The organism is Arcicella sp. GW458-12-2-14-TSB2 (genome assembly GCF_059423785.1).
Genome location: NZ_JBWKYN010000038.1, coordinates 1 through 16,909, shown reverse-complemented (window position 1 = coordinate 16,909; position 16,909 = coordinate 1). Strand labels below are relative to the sequence as shown.

The following is a 16,909-nucleotide window of genomic DNA, read 5'->3' as shown; positions in this document are numbered from 1 at the left end:
TAACTTTCTGAAAGTTACAAAACTTTCTGAATGTTGCCATGCTACAAACTTTTTTGCATCAAAAACTTTTCTTATTTTAGGCAAATATATCATATACCTTAGCCCTACAAATTTAAAAATGAGTAAAATACGAATTCAAACCACTCAGAATGTTGCTTTAGATTTCATACCTGCTAGTCTTGGCGACCGCATTGTGGCTCATATCATCGACTGGCTTATCTTCATCGCTTGGGGCATTGTATGTATATTATTGTTTTCAGGGTTAAGTATGTCGTTTGATAATAATGATATTTTAGGCGTTGTGTTTATGGTTTTATTCTTATGGTTACCTCTTATGTTTTATGATTTACTTTTCGAAGTGTTCATGAATGGGCAAAGCATAGGCAAAAGAGCGATGAAAATTAGGGTTATCAACCTTGATGGCACTCAACCAACCTTAGGCGCTTATTTGATGCGTTGGCTATTTAGATTAGTTGATACTGTTCTTTTTGGCTCTATCGTGGCGCTTATTACCGCTGCGGCGAATGGCAAAGGACAAAGAATTGGTGATATAGCCGCAGGAACTGCGGTTGTGAAAATAAAACAAGCCGTTAGTTTAAAACAACTTCGTCAGGAAAGCTTTAAGGAGAACTATCAGGTAACGTTTCCTCAGGCTAGTCTTTTATCTGACAATGATATTACAACGTTGAGAGCAGTATTAAGAAAAGGAGAGCACAATCAGGAATTGATAGAAGAAGCTACTGAAAAAGTAAAAGAAGTAATGGCTGTGGAGTCTGATTTAGACGACTTTCAGTTTCTGAAAAAAGTACTTGAAGACCATACTTATCTGACTACTATTGAGGACTAGCCTTTATCCATCTTTCACTTCTGATAAATGCTGCTTTCGCTAAAAATACTTTTCTATAACCTAAGGGACTTTGATTGGTAATTTGTTTGAACTGTTTATTAAAGTGAGAGATGTTTCCGAAGCCACTTTCAAAACATACCTCTGCTACTTGTTTTTCGGTATTGGCTAATAAATTACAGGCATGTTTTATCCGATATTCAGTTACTAAATCAAGGAATGTTTTTTTAGTGATTTTCTTGAAATACCTACAAAACGCTGTTTCGGTCATGCTGGCTAAATGTGCGGCAGTTTCTAAATGGAGCTCTTGGGTGTAGTTTTCAATCACATAAGCATAAATTTTATTGATTCTGTCTAAGTCAACTGCCGACATTTCAAATTGTTTAGGCTCACTTTCAATCAGCTTTAAATCATTAGAAATGGCTATGGTATTCAATAAATCTAGCAGACCAAGCATTCTTTGAAAAGGAGGGACATTCAATAGAAAAACCATTTCCTTCGCGATGCGGTCTCTTGTTTTTCCTGTAATCTGAATACCTTGTTTGGCTTTTTCTAGCAATATTCTGATGGGTTCTGTCTCTTGGTTTTTAAAAAACATATCGCCCCACACTTCCTCCTTAAACTGTACTACTATTGCCTGTGAAGAGCCTTCTATGCCAATACCTTCGTTTTTCCAACAATGAGGAATATTTGGACCCAGTAAAATCAAGTCACCCACCTGAAAATCAGCTACATTTGTTCCTATAAAGCGTTTTCCTTCACTTTTTTCAATCAGCGTCAGTTCAAATTCTGGATGAAAATGAAAAGGAGCATCAAAATAAGAATAACTAATTTGTTTAAAAAAAATCGAGCTGTTCGATGAATCTCTCAACTGTTCTAAAGACGCCTTCATTTATTGTAATTTTATCGAATTGATTGAAAACCAAAGTTTTAAGGTAAAAATGCACATATTTTACTAAAAAACCATAAAAAATCAATCAAATTGATAAATGATTAATGCTTCGGACATCCACAGTCTTTTTTCTTGAACAAACCCCAAAGAAAACCTTTTTTACGACGGCGTTTTGTTTTAAAAGCAGCGTCTGACTTGCTTTCCGAAATACTTGTTTTTACAGCATTGCTAGCAAAGGCTTCACTCTCAACTTGTACACAAGACAGGAGAACGGTAAAAAGAATCAATTTTTTCATAAATCCTTTATGATTGAATGGAGTTTAAACTTACTATATTTCAACGAAAAAGCCATAACAATCTGTATGTTGCTATGGCTTTTTACTATTTCAACCGTAAATTTAATATTGCGGTACTAGAAATAGAGGATTAAAAAAACTGATATTTTAAGGATGGGATATTTACCCGCAGATTTTCAGAGATTTTAAACCACAGACTAACGCTGATATGCCATAAATCAAAAAGCTCATAGCTCACTGCTTATAGCTCTATTTCAACTTTCCTTTCAAATAATTAATGGCCAGTGAGTAAGCTTCTTCTGAGGCTTCTCTATCAAATTTAGGATTTGACGGATTTGCAAAAGCGTGTTCTGCATCAAAAGATTTTACTTTGATAGATTTGCCAGCAGTAGCCATATCTTTTTCAAATTGCTCCACTACAGCTTTTGAAATCCACTGCTCTCTTCCTGCAAAAAGACCAAGTACATCACATTGCAATGTTTTTAATTTTTCAACATTTTTTTCAGGCATGCCATAATACATTACACAGCCCACTGCTTGCTTGCCTTCGATGATAGCAGATTGTAGAGATAAGCCACCACCAAAACACCAACCTACCGAAGCAATTTTAGCTTTTGGTCCTACATATGCTAAAGCACCTTTCATGATAGATTGTAAACGCGCAGGGTCAGCACCTGCCATCAAAGCACCTGCATCTTTAGGGTCAGTCGCTATTTTACCATCGTACATATCAATTGCAATAACAGTTACATCTTTCAAATCGCCATAAAATACTTCAGCTTGTTTTTTGATATAATCGTTCAATCCCCACCACTCTTGATAGACAAATAAATACTTGTTTGACGGTTTAACAGATTTAATTAAATAAGCATTGGCCGTTTTGCCATCTGGTGTTTTGAATTCAATCATTTTACCACCAACAGTACTTACGTGTGTGTACGGAAGAGGCGAAAGGTGAGCGGCCTGAAACTCTTTTGTAGATGCCATTAATTGCATGTCATCTTTAGCCAAGGAGCAACAACTCTGCGAGAAACCCATGTAGGTTAGCATCGATAATGCCAACGTAAAGAATAGTTTTTTCATTGAAATAGATACCTCCAATCCCCGACGGAGTATTTGTTTTGGTTTAACCAGTTCATCATTGGGGGAAATCAATCATGAACAATTACAATATCTACTTAACGGATAAAAAGAGAAGATGGTTTAGGCTTAATGATAATTTTAAATGAGAGAAAGTCTATCTTCTGAACAATTACCTCATTTCCCCATTTATCTTCAATTTTGTATTAGGTAATAATTTTCTAATTCTTTGCTCTTCTTCTGAGGATATTTGTCCTTTTAGCTCAAGGTTATCAATAGTGATTTTGGCTAATTCATCAGGGATGTGCACTTTATTCAAAAATGATAAATGTAAATAGTCTATTTTCTGTAATGAATAAATATCATTCGGAATAGTTTCGATATTACTGATTGATAAATCGTCGATGTCTTTTTGATATCTAAACTCAGATTTCTTTGGGTCGAAAGTGTTTTTATTATTGATAGCCCAAGCAATTTCGGGCTTTAACGTATAATCATCTTTGTTTTGAGATAAGCCAACAAAACCAGCCCAAAACTCCATTTTATAACTCTTTTTGTGTTGAACATCTTCTAATACAAAAGGTACTTTTACCAATTCAGATGCCAAATCGTTGATTTTAGCAATTGGCTTTAAGTCTCTTTTTTTACCTTCTTTGGTATAAGGGAAAAACTTAACAATCCATCCGTCGATGGTTGTAGGCGAGCCATACTTTTTTTCAGTATGGGCTTTTACCATATTCATCCAGAAGTCTTTTTTGAAATTCCCTTTTTTAGTTTCAATGATTTGCTTTAATACAGGTTCTAGTTCTGATGTCCACCAAGTCAGATTGTATTTAGCGATATATTTCGTCTTATCAAGCACTTTTTGCCAATCTTCAACTGTTCCTTCAATGGTAATTTTTGGGATACCACAACCTATCAAGACTACTTTATAATTAAAGTATTCTTTAACGGTTTCCATCACTGTAATTTCACTAACAATTCTAGTTGTTGGGGTAGTAGTAGTAAAGTCTGCTGTGAGTACACTGGTTAGTTTGTTGCCAGTATAATCATTAATTTGACTAGTGAATTGTGGAAAAACAGCTTCCCAGTTACTATTAGGATTTCCGATTTGAATATCGTTTGAAATAATATTAAGATTTTTTTTGTTCTTAAAAGCTACAATATCTTTTCTGAATGTTTCTGAATTGTTAGAGATGTGTCTGGCAAAACCTTGACTAATCAGTAACCACATAATATCTGGTGAAATCACAAAAGGTCTATGCTCTTTATAAGCCGTTAAAATCCCTGTCAAGAATGGATGTTCTCCAAAGGTAACGATACTATCTGGAAGCTGTGAATTCTTTTCAATGTCTGCTTTTAGAAATTTAAAAACATCTTTTGAAGAGGTTTGGTACAGAAATTTCTCAGGTTTGGTAAGCGTTTCAATCTCAAAAGTATTCTGTGTTTGGCAAAACGACGTGAAGCTAGCTAACGCTAAGACGGTGGTGATTAGTTTTTTCATGTGTTAAATAAAACGATAGAGGATAGTAAACTATAATTTATACAAGTTTAACGGTTTGTCGTTAATTTAACGATATTATATTTGCTTTTAAATTGAAAGCTAAATATTTAACTGATACTACCAGTAAGTATAGCGTCTTTTAAAAAAGTGTTTAAAGGATTTTTTCTAGTTTTAAAATTGTTTTACATTTGACTATAAAACGATTAGAAAACATGCAGACAATTTCTAAAATGAATCAGATGCAATTACATCTGTTACAGTTTTTTGCAGAAAAGGATATTAGTTCTGAAGAAGCAGAGGAATTACAAAAAATCATGGCCCAATATTATTTTGATAAAGCTGAAAAAGAGTTAGAAAGAGTAATGTATGAAAAAAATATTACTCCGTCTGATATAGAAGATTTGGCTAATCAACACCTACGTATTCCTTACAATAAGTAATGAGAATTGTAATTGATACAAATTGTTTGTTGATGATTACACCAAAGTCGTCTAAGTATCATCGGCTTTTTAATGCTATTCAATCTGGAGAAATTGAATTAGTTGTTTCTACGGAAATCTTGGCAGAATATGAAGAAATAATAGGTAACTTTTATTCTCCAAATTATGCTGAATTGATTCTAAAAGGCTTAATCAATCTACCAAATGTGATAAAAATTAATCCTATTTATTATCAATGGGGATTAATCACAGTGGATGTAGACGACAATAAATTTGTAGATGCTTTTATTGCCTCAAATGCAGATTTGATTGTTACTTACGATAAGCACTTTAAGGAATTATCAAAGATTCCATTTCCGAAGGTTAATTACTGTAATTTAGAGGAATTATTTAATGAATATATGAAAAGTTAATAATAAATGAGTTATCGAATTGAGAAATAAAAAAGGGCAGCCTAAGCCACCCTTTTCGTACTAACAATCTCTTAGTTAGTTTTCAATAATTCCACTTCAAATATCAAAGTAGCTCCTCCTGGAATATCTCTGCCCGCTCCACGTTCGCCATAGGCTAAATGATGAGGTAAAAAGAATTTATATTTACTGCCAGTAGGCATTAATTGTAAACCTTCTGTCCAGCCTGTAATTACTTGGTTTAAGCCGAAGCTGATAGGTTCGTTACGCAAAACACTGCTATCAAATACTTTTCCATCGATAGTAGTTCCATGATAATGCGTCAAAACTTTACTTCTTGGACCACTTGGTTTTGGGCCATCACCTTGTACTAATATTTCGTATTGTAAACCACTTTCAGTTTCAATAACTTCTGGTCTTTTTCTATTTTCTGCCAAAAATACTTGTCCTTTGGCAATTTCGTTCGCTAAGATTTCACTCATGTGTGCTTGTCGAGTATCTGAAAAACTCATTGTTTTTGATTATTTAATGTATATTAATTTTTGTATTAAAACGTTTTTAGAATCCTATTTGGTTCAAATTTAATGTTGATTGAGTGAATTGTGAATGAGTGATTATATTTCTTCAATCTTTGCAGGAAAAATTTACCTGCTGATTTCGGAGATTTAATCCGCTGATTTTCGCCGATACTTTTCGGATAATATCTCCACTATCAGCGGAATTTTTCTGCGATAATCTGCGGGTAAAAGTAAATAATATCAAAGATTCCCAAACCCACAGCTTTATTCCACCACTGCAATGCCACCACCCGAATAACTTCTATATTCGCCACGATACATAGCATCGGCTGAAACTGGCCCCATTTGAAATTTACCTTTTGAAACCGCTCTTACCAAATAATAGAAAGTTTGTGGTTTGTCAGCTACGGTAGTAAAGAAATTAATTCTATCATCTCTAATGTCAAAATGCTCTGGCGTACTTTGGTCTTTTATCCAAGTCAACTCTCGGTCGGCATTCAATCTTGGGTTTTCAATTTCCAACCCTGCTGGTAACATATCCGTCACTACAACGTTATCCACATTCAGTCCATTCATTGTGGATAACGTAATTTTAACCACAATCAACTGATTTTGTTTGAACTTTGCTTCACCCAAAGGCTGTCCTGAACGACTATAAAATTGCTTTCTAACCTTCAATACATTGTCAATCTCCTCATATTTTCCTGACGCACTTAATCCTTCAGCTTGGGCAAAGTAATACAAACTACCTTTGCCTTGGGTACGAATAATAGATTGATTAGCGATATTTTTTATCAACAAATCCTTACTAGCAAAATTACCAACTATTTTTCCATTACTCGTCAACGAAGCTGTAATGTTACTAGCATTGGCTTTTTTGGCTAATTTGCCCAAAGCTAAAAAGGCAAAAGATTGCTCTTGCGTACTTAGCCAACGTTCTTGCTTTAATACCATTGAGAGCTGTCTTGCCAATGTCGGAATTTGAATATTATTCGGGTCAGTATCAATCAATGTATTTAAAACCAAGGCCTGATTACGAATTGGTGAGCTAAAACTTCCGCCAGATTGTTTTTCTGTTTGTTCAAAAATGTAACTTTTTGGCAGAATAGTCGAATAGCTTCTCACATCGCCTATCAGACTATAAGCGGAGGCCAATAAGTACTTTTCATCGATAGTTAACACATTTGGGTTAGCCTTATAATAGTTCATCACGGAACGATTAGGTTTACCCGCCAAAGCCAACACATACAAACTGTAAATCGTTTCTCGGCTAGCAATTACTTTTGAAGTATAGCCACTACCCTGATAAATATGTTCAGTATCGGTTTTCTTGGTGTTTGATTGATTGTTTAGGTATTCAATCAGTTTGCCTAACGTAGCATTATTTACCTCAAAATCATTCTTTTGAGCTTCTAATAAGAAGTGCATCGCAAAGGCTGAACCCCACCAAGATTCACGGTCACCACCTTGCCAGTACGACATTCCACCGCTAGGTAACTGCATGGTTTCTAGTTTTCTGATAGCCGCTTCTACATTATAGCGAGGATTCAACTGATTATCCCCTGTTTTTAAATAAGGTTTTTTACCCGATTGAATCTGTTTAACTAAATCCGCAAAATACAATTGTGGGAAAGCCGAAGCCGTTGTTTGTTCTACGCAACCAAAAGGGTAATCCAACAGGTTTTGAAACTGATTAGTAAACTGTACCATTGGCGATTTGCTAAGCGTAATTTCGGTACTTAGACTGTTTGGTAAATAGTCATTATCTAAGCTTACCGTAGCCGTTCCTCCACCATTAACAACACCCGAAGTAGCAGTTTTCATCAAAGAAGTAGTAGGACGAATGGTTAAATCTATTTTCTCTGTAAACTTTTCTTTCAAGCCGTTTACTGTAACATTTACCACTGCATTGCCCGTCATCGCTCCAGCTTTTACCGTGAAATATGCCCTACCTTCTCTTTCAGCAGGAATCACCAAAGTTTGAACTTTGTTCCCTACAACACTTAAACCACCTGACAATGTAACACTAGCACTTACTGAAGCATTTTGTTTAGTAGTATTGGTGACATTTACGGGTACTAGGATTTCATCATTAGGCGAAACAAATCTTGGCAAAGCTGTGCTTACTACCAGTGGGTCGGCTACTTTCATGTTTTTGGTAGCAGAACCGAACGCTTCGTCTTTATAGCCAATCGCCATAATTCGCAAATCGCCAGAGAACTGTGGAATATCAAATTCAAAAGTAGTTTCTCCGCTAAAGCCAGTTTTCACAATGCCCGACCATATCGCTACCAATTTTACCCTACCATTAATTAATGGATTTACTCTTTTTTCTAAATCATACCCATCACCACCGACAGATGAGCTTCCTGCAATCGATAATTCTGGAAAAAGGAAAGGATACAAATCAAAGCTATTTACTTCCAAAGCCTGTTTTTGATAAAAATGGTTATATGGGTCTGGTGTTTTAAAGTTCTTCAACTGCAAAATACCTTCGTCTACTACCGCAATCGTTACCTCCGTATTGGCTTTGGTTTTAATGGTTACTTTCTGTTTGGTTTTAGAACGAGATTTTTCCACAGCTACAATCTCAATCGGTAATTGATTGTCGGTATCTTCTACCATTACAGGAGCATAACCATGTGCTACCGTAAGGGGTAGATTAGAGTTATCTAGTGGACGAATCAGCGTAGCGGAAACATATACGTTAGGCAAATGTTCTTTACGAATAGTAAAACTTAATTCAGCCGATTTTTTATCGGTTTCAATCACAAAGTTTTCTAACACGTGATTTCGTTCAACCGTAACAATTAATTTACCTGCAAAAGGTGTTTTAAAAAGTACCTTAGCTTGGTCGCCGACATTATACTTCTCTTTGTCGAACTCCATCACAACCTGTCCTTCGTTATTTACTTCAAAAGAACTGTTTTCAGTAGAGCCAAATCCGTAAGCATAGAAGCTTTGAGCTGTCCAAGATTTTGCTCCTTCGCTATGTACCCTTACTTCGTATTCTCCCGAAACTGGTGGGGCATAAGCAATGCTTGTTTTGCCATTGTCAAATGACAAAGCTCTTGAATATACCACCTTTGTCTGCTTTTTAGACGAGTATTTCAAGGTATTATCAGCATTTTTCTGAATAACAGTTTGGTATTCAAAACGCACAATTTCTATTTTACCTTTTGCTGTAGTAGGTTTTCCGTCTTTGTTCAAAGCTACTAACGGAATTTGTACAGGAACATTGGTGCTTACATAGGTATCGGGCATTCCAATACCATAAAAAACAGCTTGTGTAAAGACATCTAATTTCTTCAAGCGATTTACGGGGCGACCTGTTTCATCAAAAACAGTTACAAATGTTTTAGACTCCAATACACCCATATTGCTATAAGTAACAGGAATCTGAAAGTTTTCGTTAGCCATACCCCTAGCGTCGGTCACACCTTCACGAGTTATGTCCTCAAAATTGGTATTGTCTTGAATATCGAATACATAATCTTTAAAGGCTTTTGCCTCAAAGCGTTTTCTTTTCAGCTTAAACTGCATTTCATAATTTCTATCCGAAGCAGGCGGTCCAAATAAATTCAACGCAGTAGCTGAAATTTGGATGGTTTCACCATTACGATAAAATTCCTTGCCAGCCTTTACATCCACTTTGATTCTATCAGGCATAAATTCTTCGATAGAAATATTGCGGGAAGCCAACAAGACGTCATTGGCATTCATCACTTCTAGCACATAAGTACCCGTAATGGCGGAGGTGCTAGTTGGTATGGATAACTCAACAGCTCCCTGACTATTTGTTTGTTTTTTAAAGGTTTTATATTCTCGACCATTAGGAAGGAGTAACCTGATTTTTACAGGAATTTCTCCCACAGATTCCCAATTTTGTTTACGAATAATGGTATTCATATTGATGGTTTCCCCCGGGCGATAAATATCACGATCGCCATATACAAAGGCCTCGAAGCCAGAAACGTTATCACGTTTGCCTTCTACATCAAAACGAGAGGTCTCTACTTCCGAACCATCCATTAATAAATAATTAAAATCGTCTGCTGTATGGGCAGAAATCATCGCTACTTTAAAACCTGAAGCCTTTAAATCCTTAAAAGTAACAATGCCTTTTGAGTCCGTTTTTGCGGTTTGAATCGTTTGATTATTGCTCGAAATCAATTTGATTTCTACATCACGCATAGGCTCAGCCGTTTTGATAGCATTGGCAAATACTACCACTTCGTTTTCAGAGGTTTTCATGATTAAACCAATGTCCGAAATACTGACAAGTTTGGTAGCATTGTTATAATATTCATCATTAGAATTAAGATTTACTAAGTAAATCCCCTTGATATTATTTTGCTCAGGCAAGGATAAATTTAACGCACTGACACCTTTTACTTTGGCAAGATTAGAGGTCTCTATGGTCTTGTTAACAATTACATCAGAATATTGACCTGATTCATCCATGTCGTACATATATGACCCTGCTTTATATTCGCCTGTTTCTTCGTTATAATCCTGATAGTTTTGGTAACGACCATACTTCATAAAATGCAAAATGTTATTTTCATAAACCTTTGCAATCCTTACATTTACTTTGGGGGTATTTACGATGTTTACGGCTATATTTTTATTTCCTTTTGATGATAAATAAATGGCTTTTGAATTGGTAAAGCCTATTGAAGCAGGCATTTTACCGAAGTACAAATCTTTAGTATATTCATCCGACAGGCTAGCACCAAGGATACCTTTGATAGTTTGTTTAATGGTCAGTACATAATTATCACTTTCATTAAAATCACCTCGGATGATAAACCCATTTTCTATTGTTTCAACCTTGGTACTTAGGGTTGGATTATTCTTTTCTGGGGCTTTTACAGTAGTTTGCGTTTCGATAGGGTTACCCGTAGAGTCGTACTCAATAACGGCTTCCTCCACTGCTACTTGTTGTTTTTCACCGCCATCAGTTTCGATAGAATACATCTCTTGCAGATGCTCCGCTGATACACTTTGGTTAGTGATTACTTTTACATAACCTTGGTTATTCTCAAAACCATGTTGAATATCGATGATTTCTAATGTTTTTAAGTCTGGCAAAGTAGTTTCCAACGTCAACTCCTCCGACGTTTCAAAGGTAGAATTTGGCATTGAAAGCCCTTTGTCAATCGTCACTTTAAAAGACTTTCCGCTGGCTTCTGCTTGATTTTTTAATTTTACTAAAACACTTGCGATAGCTCCAGACTGGGTAATTTGAAAATCTTGATTTTTATCATTCTCATCCGTCACCGTCAATGATTTTGCTAATTCTTGGGGATTAACAGGATAGTTGAAATTAACTTTCAACATCGCAGTTGGCAGACCATCCTCTCTTGATTTTGTCCAAAACGACTCTACATTTTCTATTTTTAAATAAGGCGTATGAAACTTTATTTTATCTGCATCTAGCCCTAAATCTTTCTCAGCTTTGGCTAAAATACCTTTGCTCACCACAGCCGAATAATCGGTTGCAGCTTCAAAACCTACAGCAGGCGAAAATACCAATTCGTTAGTGGCAGTCCACTTAAATTTCCCTTCCACTTTTGGTGAAAACTCAATCAGTGGTTCAGAAGACCAAGTATTTAAATCAGCTTCTTTGACTAAATCTTTACTAAATGTAAAAACAAGGTTTTGGGTAAGTTGTACTTCATCTTCAAAATTCATGCTCTGGATAGTGACATCCCCAAATTTTGAACAAGATAATAAGAAAAAAAAGCTAAGAAAAAGGAAGTAGATACCCGATTTTGGGCGATAAAAAGAGGTTTTCATAGAGCGTCGAGCCGATTTAGAAAATCGTAAAACAGAATTAAATGGGTTTGTGAAAATCTGAGAGAAGTTCAGCAAAGTTTAATTGATTATCAATTTTTTACCAATAAATCTTCATTGAAAATTAGTAAACGGCTGAATACTGTGGATAATTATATCTTTATCATTATATGTTTTGAATAGATGGTCTTAAATGTTTGGATTTTAGAGTGGGTTTGAGATGAAAAATGCAGGTAAAAGTTTTGAAAGAATCTTTTTAATTGTCATTTTTGATAAAGGAATGATTATTAAACAAGCGATAAACCATATAAAATAAATATTTAGATTTAATCCTTAAAATAACGTTATTATGTATGCAGCCATCAATGGAGTTTTTGAAAACGGCCAATTGACACTACAAGAGGCTCCTCCAACCAAAAAGAAAACAAAAGTTTTAGTGATGTTTTTGGAAGAAATAGAAACAACTAAAGGTGAAGAAGTAATTAAGAAAAAGGGTATTAAACTTGGTAGCTTAGCAAGCAAAGGCTATTCTATTCCAGATGATTTTAATGCGCCGCTGGACGATTTAAAAGATTATATGTAATGGTGGAATATCTAATAGATACACAAATATTGATTTGGTCTTTGATAGCGCCTACTAAAATATCATCTACAGTTCGTGAAATTTTAGAAAATAATATTATCTGAGTTAGTCAAATCAGCTTGTTTGAAATTGCTATTAAGCAAAAGATAGGTAAGCTACCACAGTTTAATTTATCTATTGATGAAACAATAAAATATTTAGAAGAAGCAAATCTTAAAATTATACCTATTAAAGATCGTCACATAATTGCCTACGATGTTATTCCCCTTTGGTCATCCCATAAAGACCCTTTCGACAGACTAATCTTAGCCACAGCACTTAGTGAAAATACTCCTATTATTTCCGCGGATGAAAATTTCAAGCTTTATCAAGAACAAATTGTATTGATTGAAAATTAGGAGATTGAGAGTCATAATAAAAAGAGACTAAACCGTGACCTGCGACATACATAGAACAGTTTTAGCTTTTCTCCCCAATAAATTTTAGTCGAGTTGAAAACTCGACCTACTTGATAGTCATAAAAAAAGAGACTATTCTCGAAAGAATAATCTCTTGTAATCAAGTTAAATATTTTAAAGGTTAAAAATTAGTTTACTTTCCAAGTTGGAACTTTAGCTTTTTTGCCAATTCTGTATGAATACCCTAAGCTGATTGAATAATCTGCAAAGGCTGCATCTCCTTGTACATGTACATAGTTTGCAGGATCAGTGATTTTAGAATTTTGTAAATTCTGATCAGCAATATCCGCGGCACTTTGAATACGGTTTTTGATAAAGTTGTAAGGAACAAACAAGCTAAAAGTATGCTGACCTTTGCGGTAAGTAACACCTGGCTCAACTGCAACTACATATCCCGGACGACGATAGGCTACCTGTCCACCAAAGACATCGTAAGCAGGAATACCTTCAAATCTACCAGCTAAAGAGAATGCAAAGTTTTGGTTTTTACCAACTGCTGCCATAAAACCAGCACGAGCAAAATATTGGTCTGGTGAAGCATATACGTTATAGCCTTCTAAACCAGCTTTTGGAGCAGATTTGAATGTACCATTTGATTCTTGTGGACTGAATAAATAATAAGCATTCGCAAAACCATAGATATTTCTGTGAATTTGTCTGAACCCTTGGAATTCAAGAGAAAATCCTACTCCACCATCCCCAGGTTGGATTGCTTGGTCCATTACTGCACTCTTTTTGGTGCCATCAGTTTGCAAAGCGTCATCAGTGGCAGTATAACTTCCTGTAGCTAGTTTAATACCAGCACCAATCATGATATTTCCTTTATGAGCATTTTCTGGTTTGATTAACCAATAGTTTGCACCGAAACGGATGTCAGCTAAACCACCAGCACTTACGCTGTAGCGAGTCAACTTTTTACTTGCCGCATCAGCAGTTAACGTTAAAGTCTGCGAACGTTCAGAGTTTACAAAAGGAATAGTAGCGTTTAATTGTAATCTGCTAGAAAGTCCATAAGAAACGTTGAAGTCAACAGCATGTTGATAGATATTAACTGCGTTGCCTAATGTTTGGCGTTGAGGTTGTTCTTCTGTACCAACAAAGTGACGCCAAGAGTGGAAATAACGATAGTTTGCCCCTACTTGAAATTCACCTTTTGAAAGATTATAAGAGGATGATGCCGACATGGCAGTAATACCACCCATTTGGCGGACAGCTACACAACCTTGAGCATTAGCTTGTTCGTGAATGAGCAAAGTTGAACTAGCAATAGCTAGAGAAAGTAAAGTTTTTTTCATAGTGTTTGTTTTTTGGATAAAATAGAAGAATGTTATTATTCAGTTGTGAATTAGTGAATTTTCTGTTTCAAAAGAATCAATATGATGAATAAACGTATATTGTATAAGTTATTCATCCACAATTCACTAACTCACAACTCATCATTAATTTCCGCCGTCTGTTTTTCCACGGGCTACAGCATAGTCACCAATTTTCTTTCCGCAAGCCAAGCCTACCTCGCTATCGAAACGATAGTGAATAGCGCCATAAATTCTTGATTCTGATGCTTCTTTTGCCATTGCCTCTAAACTGCTTTGTTGATTAGGGAATATATAAGAAAGCACCGTAGCTGCTGCTGCCGAGAAGGTGGCATGACCTGATGTAAAACTAGGGAAGTTGGGTGTTCCTGTCGCTGTTTTTATACTTGGGTCAACTTGGTTTGGTCTTGGATAGAAATAATAATATTTAGTATCCCAGCAACAAACACCTGCATCATGAATAGCAGTATTCATTAAAGCCAAAGTCCTAGCCATTCTGATTTCGGAAAAACTAGCATCTCTTAATAAATCTAGTGCTATTTGATTCCAGTGTCCTGGAGGTGTCGAAGTTCCTAATCCATCAGCCCAGAATTGTACAATAGACCATTGTTTACGGGTAATGTTTTCTGAGTAATATTTTACTTCTGCTAAATCTTTCTTGAAAGCGTCAGAATCTAATGCTGGAGGAGCAGCAGGACGAATAGCATCTCGAGTAGCTTTATCGAAATTCCAAGTTTTTACTTCCCCAAATTTCATTAACATACCCGGACGAGCAGGAATATCTAAGCTTTTCCAAGCCGTTTTAAGTCCCCTTGCTACAGCAGCATCAGCTAACTGTGCTTGAATGGTTAAATTTCCACCAGCTGTTCCTGTGCCGTCTGCTTTGGCATAAGCAATAATTTTATCAGCCACAGCCTTACCTAAAATATCAGCGGCATCAATATCACTTTTTACATTTTTACCTGCCCAAATACCTACTTGACGGCCTTCTTCGTATTTATTGTCAATTAATTGGGTTGGATAACTGCCTGGGAATAAAAATTTTAATACCCTACTTGAAGCTGCTGCAATAACTGCTTCTTCAGAAGGGTAATCAGGCAAATTATCAGCATCATTTTTTCTGTTATACTTAAACTTATAAGCCCAAGTTGCCACAAGAGCATCGTATTGAGCAACACTAATTAAAGCGTAAGCCCTAGATGCATAAGGAGGATTGGCAAAAGGGAAGTAGGGCAACGTATCTGGCTTAGCAGAATTGGGTGCTGAATAAGTACCGTTGTCGTTTGGTTCTGGTGCTAAATTGTATCGAGCGATAAGTTCACGAGCGATTTCGTTCCAACGGCCTACCGAACCTACTTGCCAATAGGTTAAAGCACTTTTTTGGGCAGCCGTAAGATTAGCTGATATTTTTTGTGTTTCAGCTAATTCTGCCTTGTACTCAGCAGAACTAGTTTCTTGTGGAACTGGAATGGTGTAATCTGTTGGCTGACCAATATACATTTTCCAATTGCCTGCATTAGGCTCATTACTGGTTGGCACTAATGGTTTTAAGGAAGCTCGTTCAACTTCTTTTGAGCATGACAAAGCAATAAAGCTTATAAAAAATATGGATAAAATTCTTAATTTCATGATTTTAGGAGATAATTATCAAATCGTAATGATTAAAAATGAGCCTCTATTTAACTATTAGATAGACTATTTCTTTTTCTTGAAGTCTACAATATATTGTAGCTGTGCACCATACGAAGCTTCTACTTTTCCTACATTTCGTCCTGCGACAACATGTGAGAAATGACCATTTACTGAAAAGTGTTTGATTGGCGTATGCCAAGTAACAAAAAGACCAATACGTGTCCAGTCCATTTTATTGGCTGGTAAAGGCATGTCATAACGACGAATGTCTGTTCCCGTTGTTGCCCGAATGTTGTCTATAAAAGCTTCTGCTAATACAGCCTTTTTGTTGATACCGACTCTTAGTGAAGTACTTACTTGGTCTGGTACAGCCATTTCGTGGCTATATTCAATCTCATTACCAGTATAATAATTAGTTCTATCAACATTCGTTTTACTTCTAGCAATGTATCCCCCTTGAGCCGTTATATGAAAGCCATAAGGTAATAATTGATGAATGATAAGACGAGCAGAAGCCGTTTTGGAATGAAGCCCAATAGAGAATGGTAAAAAGTCTGGCACATAATCTGTGACAGGTACAGAAGCACCGATTACGCCATAAAAACGTAGTTTTTTATAAGTATAAAACTTATATTTTGCTGCAATGCTTAAATCTTGTACTCCTTTCAAGCCGGTCATTGTACCTGCTGAAGCTTCGTTTTCAATGTAAGGTAATACGGCAAACACGTTTAGTTTTTCATTAATCCCATAGGCAGCCATAAAAGATGCTGAACGGGTAGTGAGGGTGCCAATATTTTGGTTATCACGCAGTCTGTCGCCTTCCCAGTATTTATTCCAGGATTCTTTGTCGTAATTAAGCACCAAGCATAGCTCTTTTTTAGCCATCATTAGGCCGTCCTGAGTAGTTTGTGAGAAACTGATTTTAGGAGAAAAAAGCAAGTAGCAAAGACAAGTAAGCGTTAGTAAATGTTTCTTCATTTGTAATGATTAGATTCTTTAAAATTGGAAGTCATTCCAAAATTATGGAATAGTATAGTCAATTCCAAGTAAATAGAAAAATATTGATTCTTTATAGAAAATAAATATTTATATCAAAAAAGTATAAATAAAAATAAGCTTATTACTAGTATTGTATAGTAC

At 35.8% G+C, this 16,909-nt stretch carries 14 protein-coding genes; 5 read left to right on the top strand and 9 right to left on the bottom strand.

The features are described from left to right. Nucleotides 1-118: 118 nt before the first annotated feature. Complete coding sequence (locus AC07XN_RS07760; RefSeq protein ID WP_494742620.1) at nucleotides 119-847, top strand: RDD family protein; 729 nt, start codon at nucleotides 119-121, stop codon at nucleotides 845-847. Here the strand turns inward: AC07XN_RS07760 and AC07XN_RS07755 are convergent. The 4 genes from AC07XN_RS07755 to AC07XN_RS07740 all read right to left on the bottom strand — a co-directional run bounded on the left by AC07XN_RS07755 (nucleotide 834) and on the right by AC07XN_RS07740 (nucleotide 4,616). Beyond that, a complete protein-coding gene (locus tag AC07XN_RS07755) occupies nucleotides 834-1,736 on the bottom strand; it encodes an AraC family transcriptional regulator (protein ID WP_494742619.1) in 903 nt (300 codons plus the stop codon). The two genes, AC07XN_RS07760 and AC07XN_RS07755, sit on opposite strands and share 14 nt — an antisense overlap. Nucleotides 1,737-1,837: 101 nt before the next feature. Beyond that, entirely contained in the window at nucleotides 1,838-2,032 is a 195-nt protein-coding gene (locus AC07XN_RS07750; protein ID WP_309914755.1) for a hypothetical protein, read from the bottom strand. A 249-nt stretch (nucleotides 2,033-2,281) separates the two neighbouring features. After that, nucleotides 2,282-3,115, bottom strand: a complete 834-nt coding sequence (locus AC07XN_RS07745; RefSeq protein ID WP_494742618.1) for a dienelactone hydrolase family protein — start codon at nucleotides 3,113-3,115, stop codon at nucleotides 2,282-2,284. Between the two features lie 169 nt (nucleotides 3,116-3,284). Beyond that, on the bottom strand, nucleotides 3,285-4,616 hold the full coding sequence (locus AC07XN_RS07740; RefSeq protein ID WP_494742617.1) for a DUF4419 domain-containing protein: 1,332 nt from the start codon (nucleotides 4,614-4,616) through the stop codon (nucleotides 3,285-3,287). 212 nt (nucleotides 4,617-4,828) lie between these two features. Between AC07XN_RS07740 and AC07XN_RS07735 the strand changes: the two genes are divergently transcribed. Both AC07XN_RS07735 and AC07XN_RS07730 read left to right on the top strand, forming a co-directional pair. Further along, nucleotides 4,829-5,056, top strand: a complete 228-nt coding sequence (locus AC07XN_RS07735; RefSeq protein ID WP_494742616.1) for a DUF8507 family protein — start codon at nucleotides 4,829-4,831, stop codon at nucleotides 5,054-5,056. Beyond that, nucleotides 5,056-5,469: a putative toxin-antitoxin system toxin component, PIN family gene (locus AC07XN_RS07730; protein WP_494742615.1), complete on the top strand. Its 414-nt coding sequence runs from the start codon at nucleotides 5,056-5,058 to the stop codon at nucleotides 5,467-5,469. The genes AC07XN_RS07735 and AC07XN_RS07730 overlap by 1 nt, the downstream gene beginning before the upstream one ends. Nucleotides 5,470-5,540: 71 nt before the next feature. Here the strand turns inward: AC07XN_RS07730 and AC07XN_RS07725 are convergent, their stop codons facing one another. Continuing rightward, complete coding sequence (locus tag AC07XN_RS07725; protein ID WP_309914768.1) at nucleotides 5,541-5,978, bottom strand: FKBP-type peptidyl-prolyl cis-trans isomerase; 438 nt, start codon at nucleotides 5,976-5,978, stop codon at nucleotides 5,541-5,543. Nucleotides 5,979-6,248: 270 nt separating this feature from the next. Beyond that, nucleotides 6,249-11,786, bottom strand: coding sequence for an alpha-2-macroglobulin family protein (locus tag AC07XN_RS07720; protein ID WP_494742614.1), 5,538 nt, complete (start codon nucleotides 11,784-11,786; stop codon nucleotides 6,249-6,251). A 346-nt stretch (nucleotides 11,787-12,132) separates the two neighbouring features. Here AC07XN_RS07720 and AC07XN_RS07715 point away from each other — a divergent pair, with 346 nt between their 5' ends. Together AC07XN_RS07715 and AC07XN_RS07710 are read left to right on the top strand one after the other, a co-directional pair. Then, nucleotides 12,133-12,366 carry a hypothetical protein gene (locus tag AC07XN_RS07715; RefSeq protein ID WP_494742613.1) on the top strand — a complete coding sequence of 78 codons (234 nt, stop codon included), beginning with the start codon at nucleotides 12,133-12,135 and terminating at the stop codon, nucleotides 12,364-12,366. Between the two features lie 113 nt (nucleotides 12,367-12,479). Next, nucleotides 12,480-12,764, top strand: a complete 285-nt coding sequence (locus tag AC07XN_RS07710) for a type II toxin-antitoxin system VapC family toxin (protein WP_494742629.1) — start codon at nucleotides 12,480-12,482, stop codon at nucleotides 12,762-12,764. Between the two features lie 188 nt (nucleotides 12,765-12,952). Here AC07XN_RS07710 and AC07XN_RS07705 read toward each other — a convergent pair whose 3' ends face one another. The 3 genes from AC07XN_RS07705 to AC07XN_RS07695 form a co-directional block, all read right to left on the bottom strand. Further along, a complete protein-coding gene (locus AC07XN_RS07705) occupies nucleotides 12,953-14,119 on the bottom strand; it encodes a hypothetical protein (protein ID WP_494742612.1) in 1,167 nt (388 codons plus the stop codon). A gap of 144 nt (nucleotides 14,120-14,263) precedes the next feature. Then, nucleotides 14,264-15,766, bottom strand: coding sequence for a vanadium-dependent haloperoxidase (locus AC07XN_RS07700; protein ID WP_494742611.1), 1,503 nt, complete (start codon nucleotides 15,764-15,766; stop codon nucleotides 14,264-14,266). Nucleotides 15,767-15,832: 66 nt separating this feature from the next. After that, the gene (locus tag AC07XN_RS07695) at nucleotides 15,833-16,747 is read right to left on the bottom strand and encodes a transporter (protein WP_309914791.1); all 915 of its coding nucleotides are present in this window, start codon (nucleotides 16,745-16,747) and stop codon (nucleotides 15,833-15,835) included. Nucleotides 16,748-16,909 lie beyond the last annotated feature (162 nt).

Bases quoted from the DNA above. Each gene is read 5' to 3' on its own strand.
- AC07XN_RS07760 (WP_494742620.1), top strand. From the start codon at position 119: ATGAGTAAAATACGAATTCAAACCACTCAGAATGTTGCTTTAGATTTC.
- AC07XN_RS07755 (WP_494742619.1), bottom strand. From the start codon at position 1,736: ATGAAGGCGTCTTTAGAACAGTTGAGAGATTCATCGAACAGCTCGATT.
- AC07XN_RS07750 (WP_309914755.1), bottom strand. From the start codon at position 2,032: ATGAAAAAATTGATTCTTTTTACCGTTCTCCTGTCTTGTGTACAAGTT.
- AC07XN_RS07745 (WP_494742618.1), bottom strand. From the start codon at position 3,115: ATGAAAAAACTATTCTTTACGTTGGCATTATCGATGCTAACCTACATG.
- AC07XN_RS07740 (WP_494742617.1), bottom strand. From the start codon at position 4,616: ATGAAAAAACTAATCACCACCGTCTTAGCGTTAGCTAGCTTCACGTCG.
- AC07XN_RS07735 (WP_494742616.1), top strand. From the start codon at position 4,829: ATGCAGACAATTTCTAAAATGAATCAGATGCAATTACATCTGTTACAG.
- AC07XN_RS07730 (WP_494742615.1), top strand. From the start codon at position 5,056: ATGAGAATTGTAATTGATACAAATTGTTTGTTGATGATTACACCAAAG.
- AC07XN_RS07725 (WP_309914768.1), bottom strand. From the start codon at position 5,978: ATGAGTTTTTCAGATACTCGACAAGCACACATGAGTGAAATCTTAGCG.
- AC07XN_RS07720 (WP_494742614.1), bottom strand. From the start codon at position 11,786: ATGAAAACCTCTTTTTATCGCCCAAAATCGGGTATCTACTTCCTTTTT.
- AC07XN_RS07715 (WP_494742613.1), top strand. From the start codon at position 12,133: ATGTATGCAGCCATCAATGGAGTTTTTGAAAACGGCCAATTGACACTA.
- AC07XN_RS07705 (WP_494742612.1), bottom strand. From the start codon at position 14,119: ATGAAAAAAACTTTACTTTCTCTAGCTATTGCTAGTTCAACTTTGCTC.
- AC07XN_RS07700 (WP_494742611.1), bottom strand. From the start codon at position 15,766: ATGAAATTAAGAATTTTATCCATATTTTTTATAAGCTTTATTGCTTTG.
- AC07XN_RS07695 (WP_309914791.1), bottom strand. From the start codon at position 16,747: ATGAAGAAACATTTACTAACGCTTACTTGTCTTTGCTACTTGCTTTTT.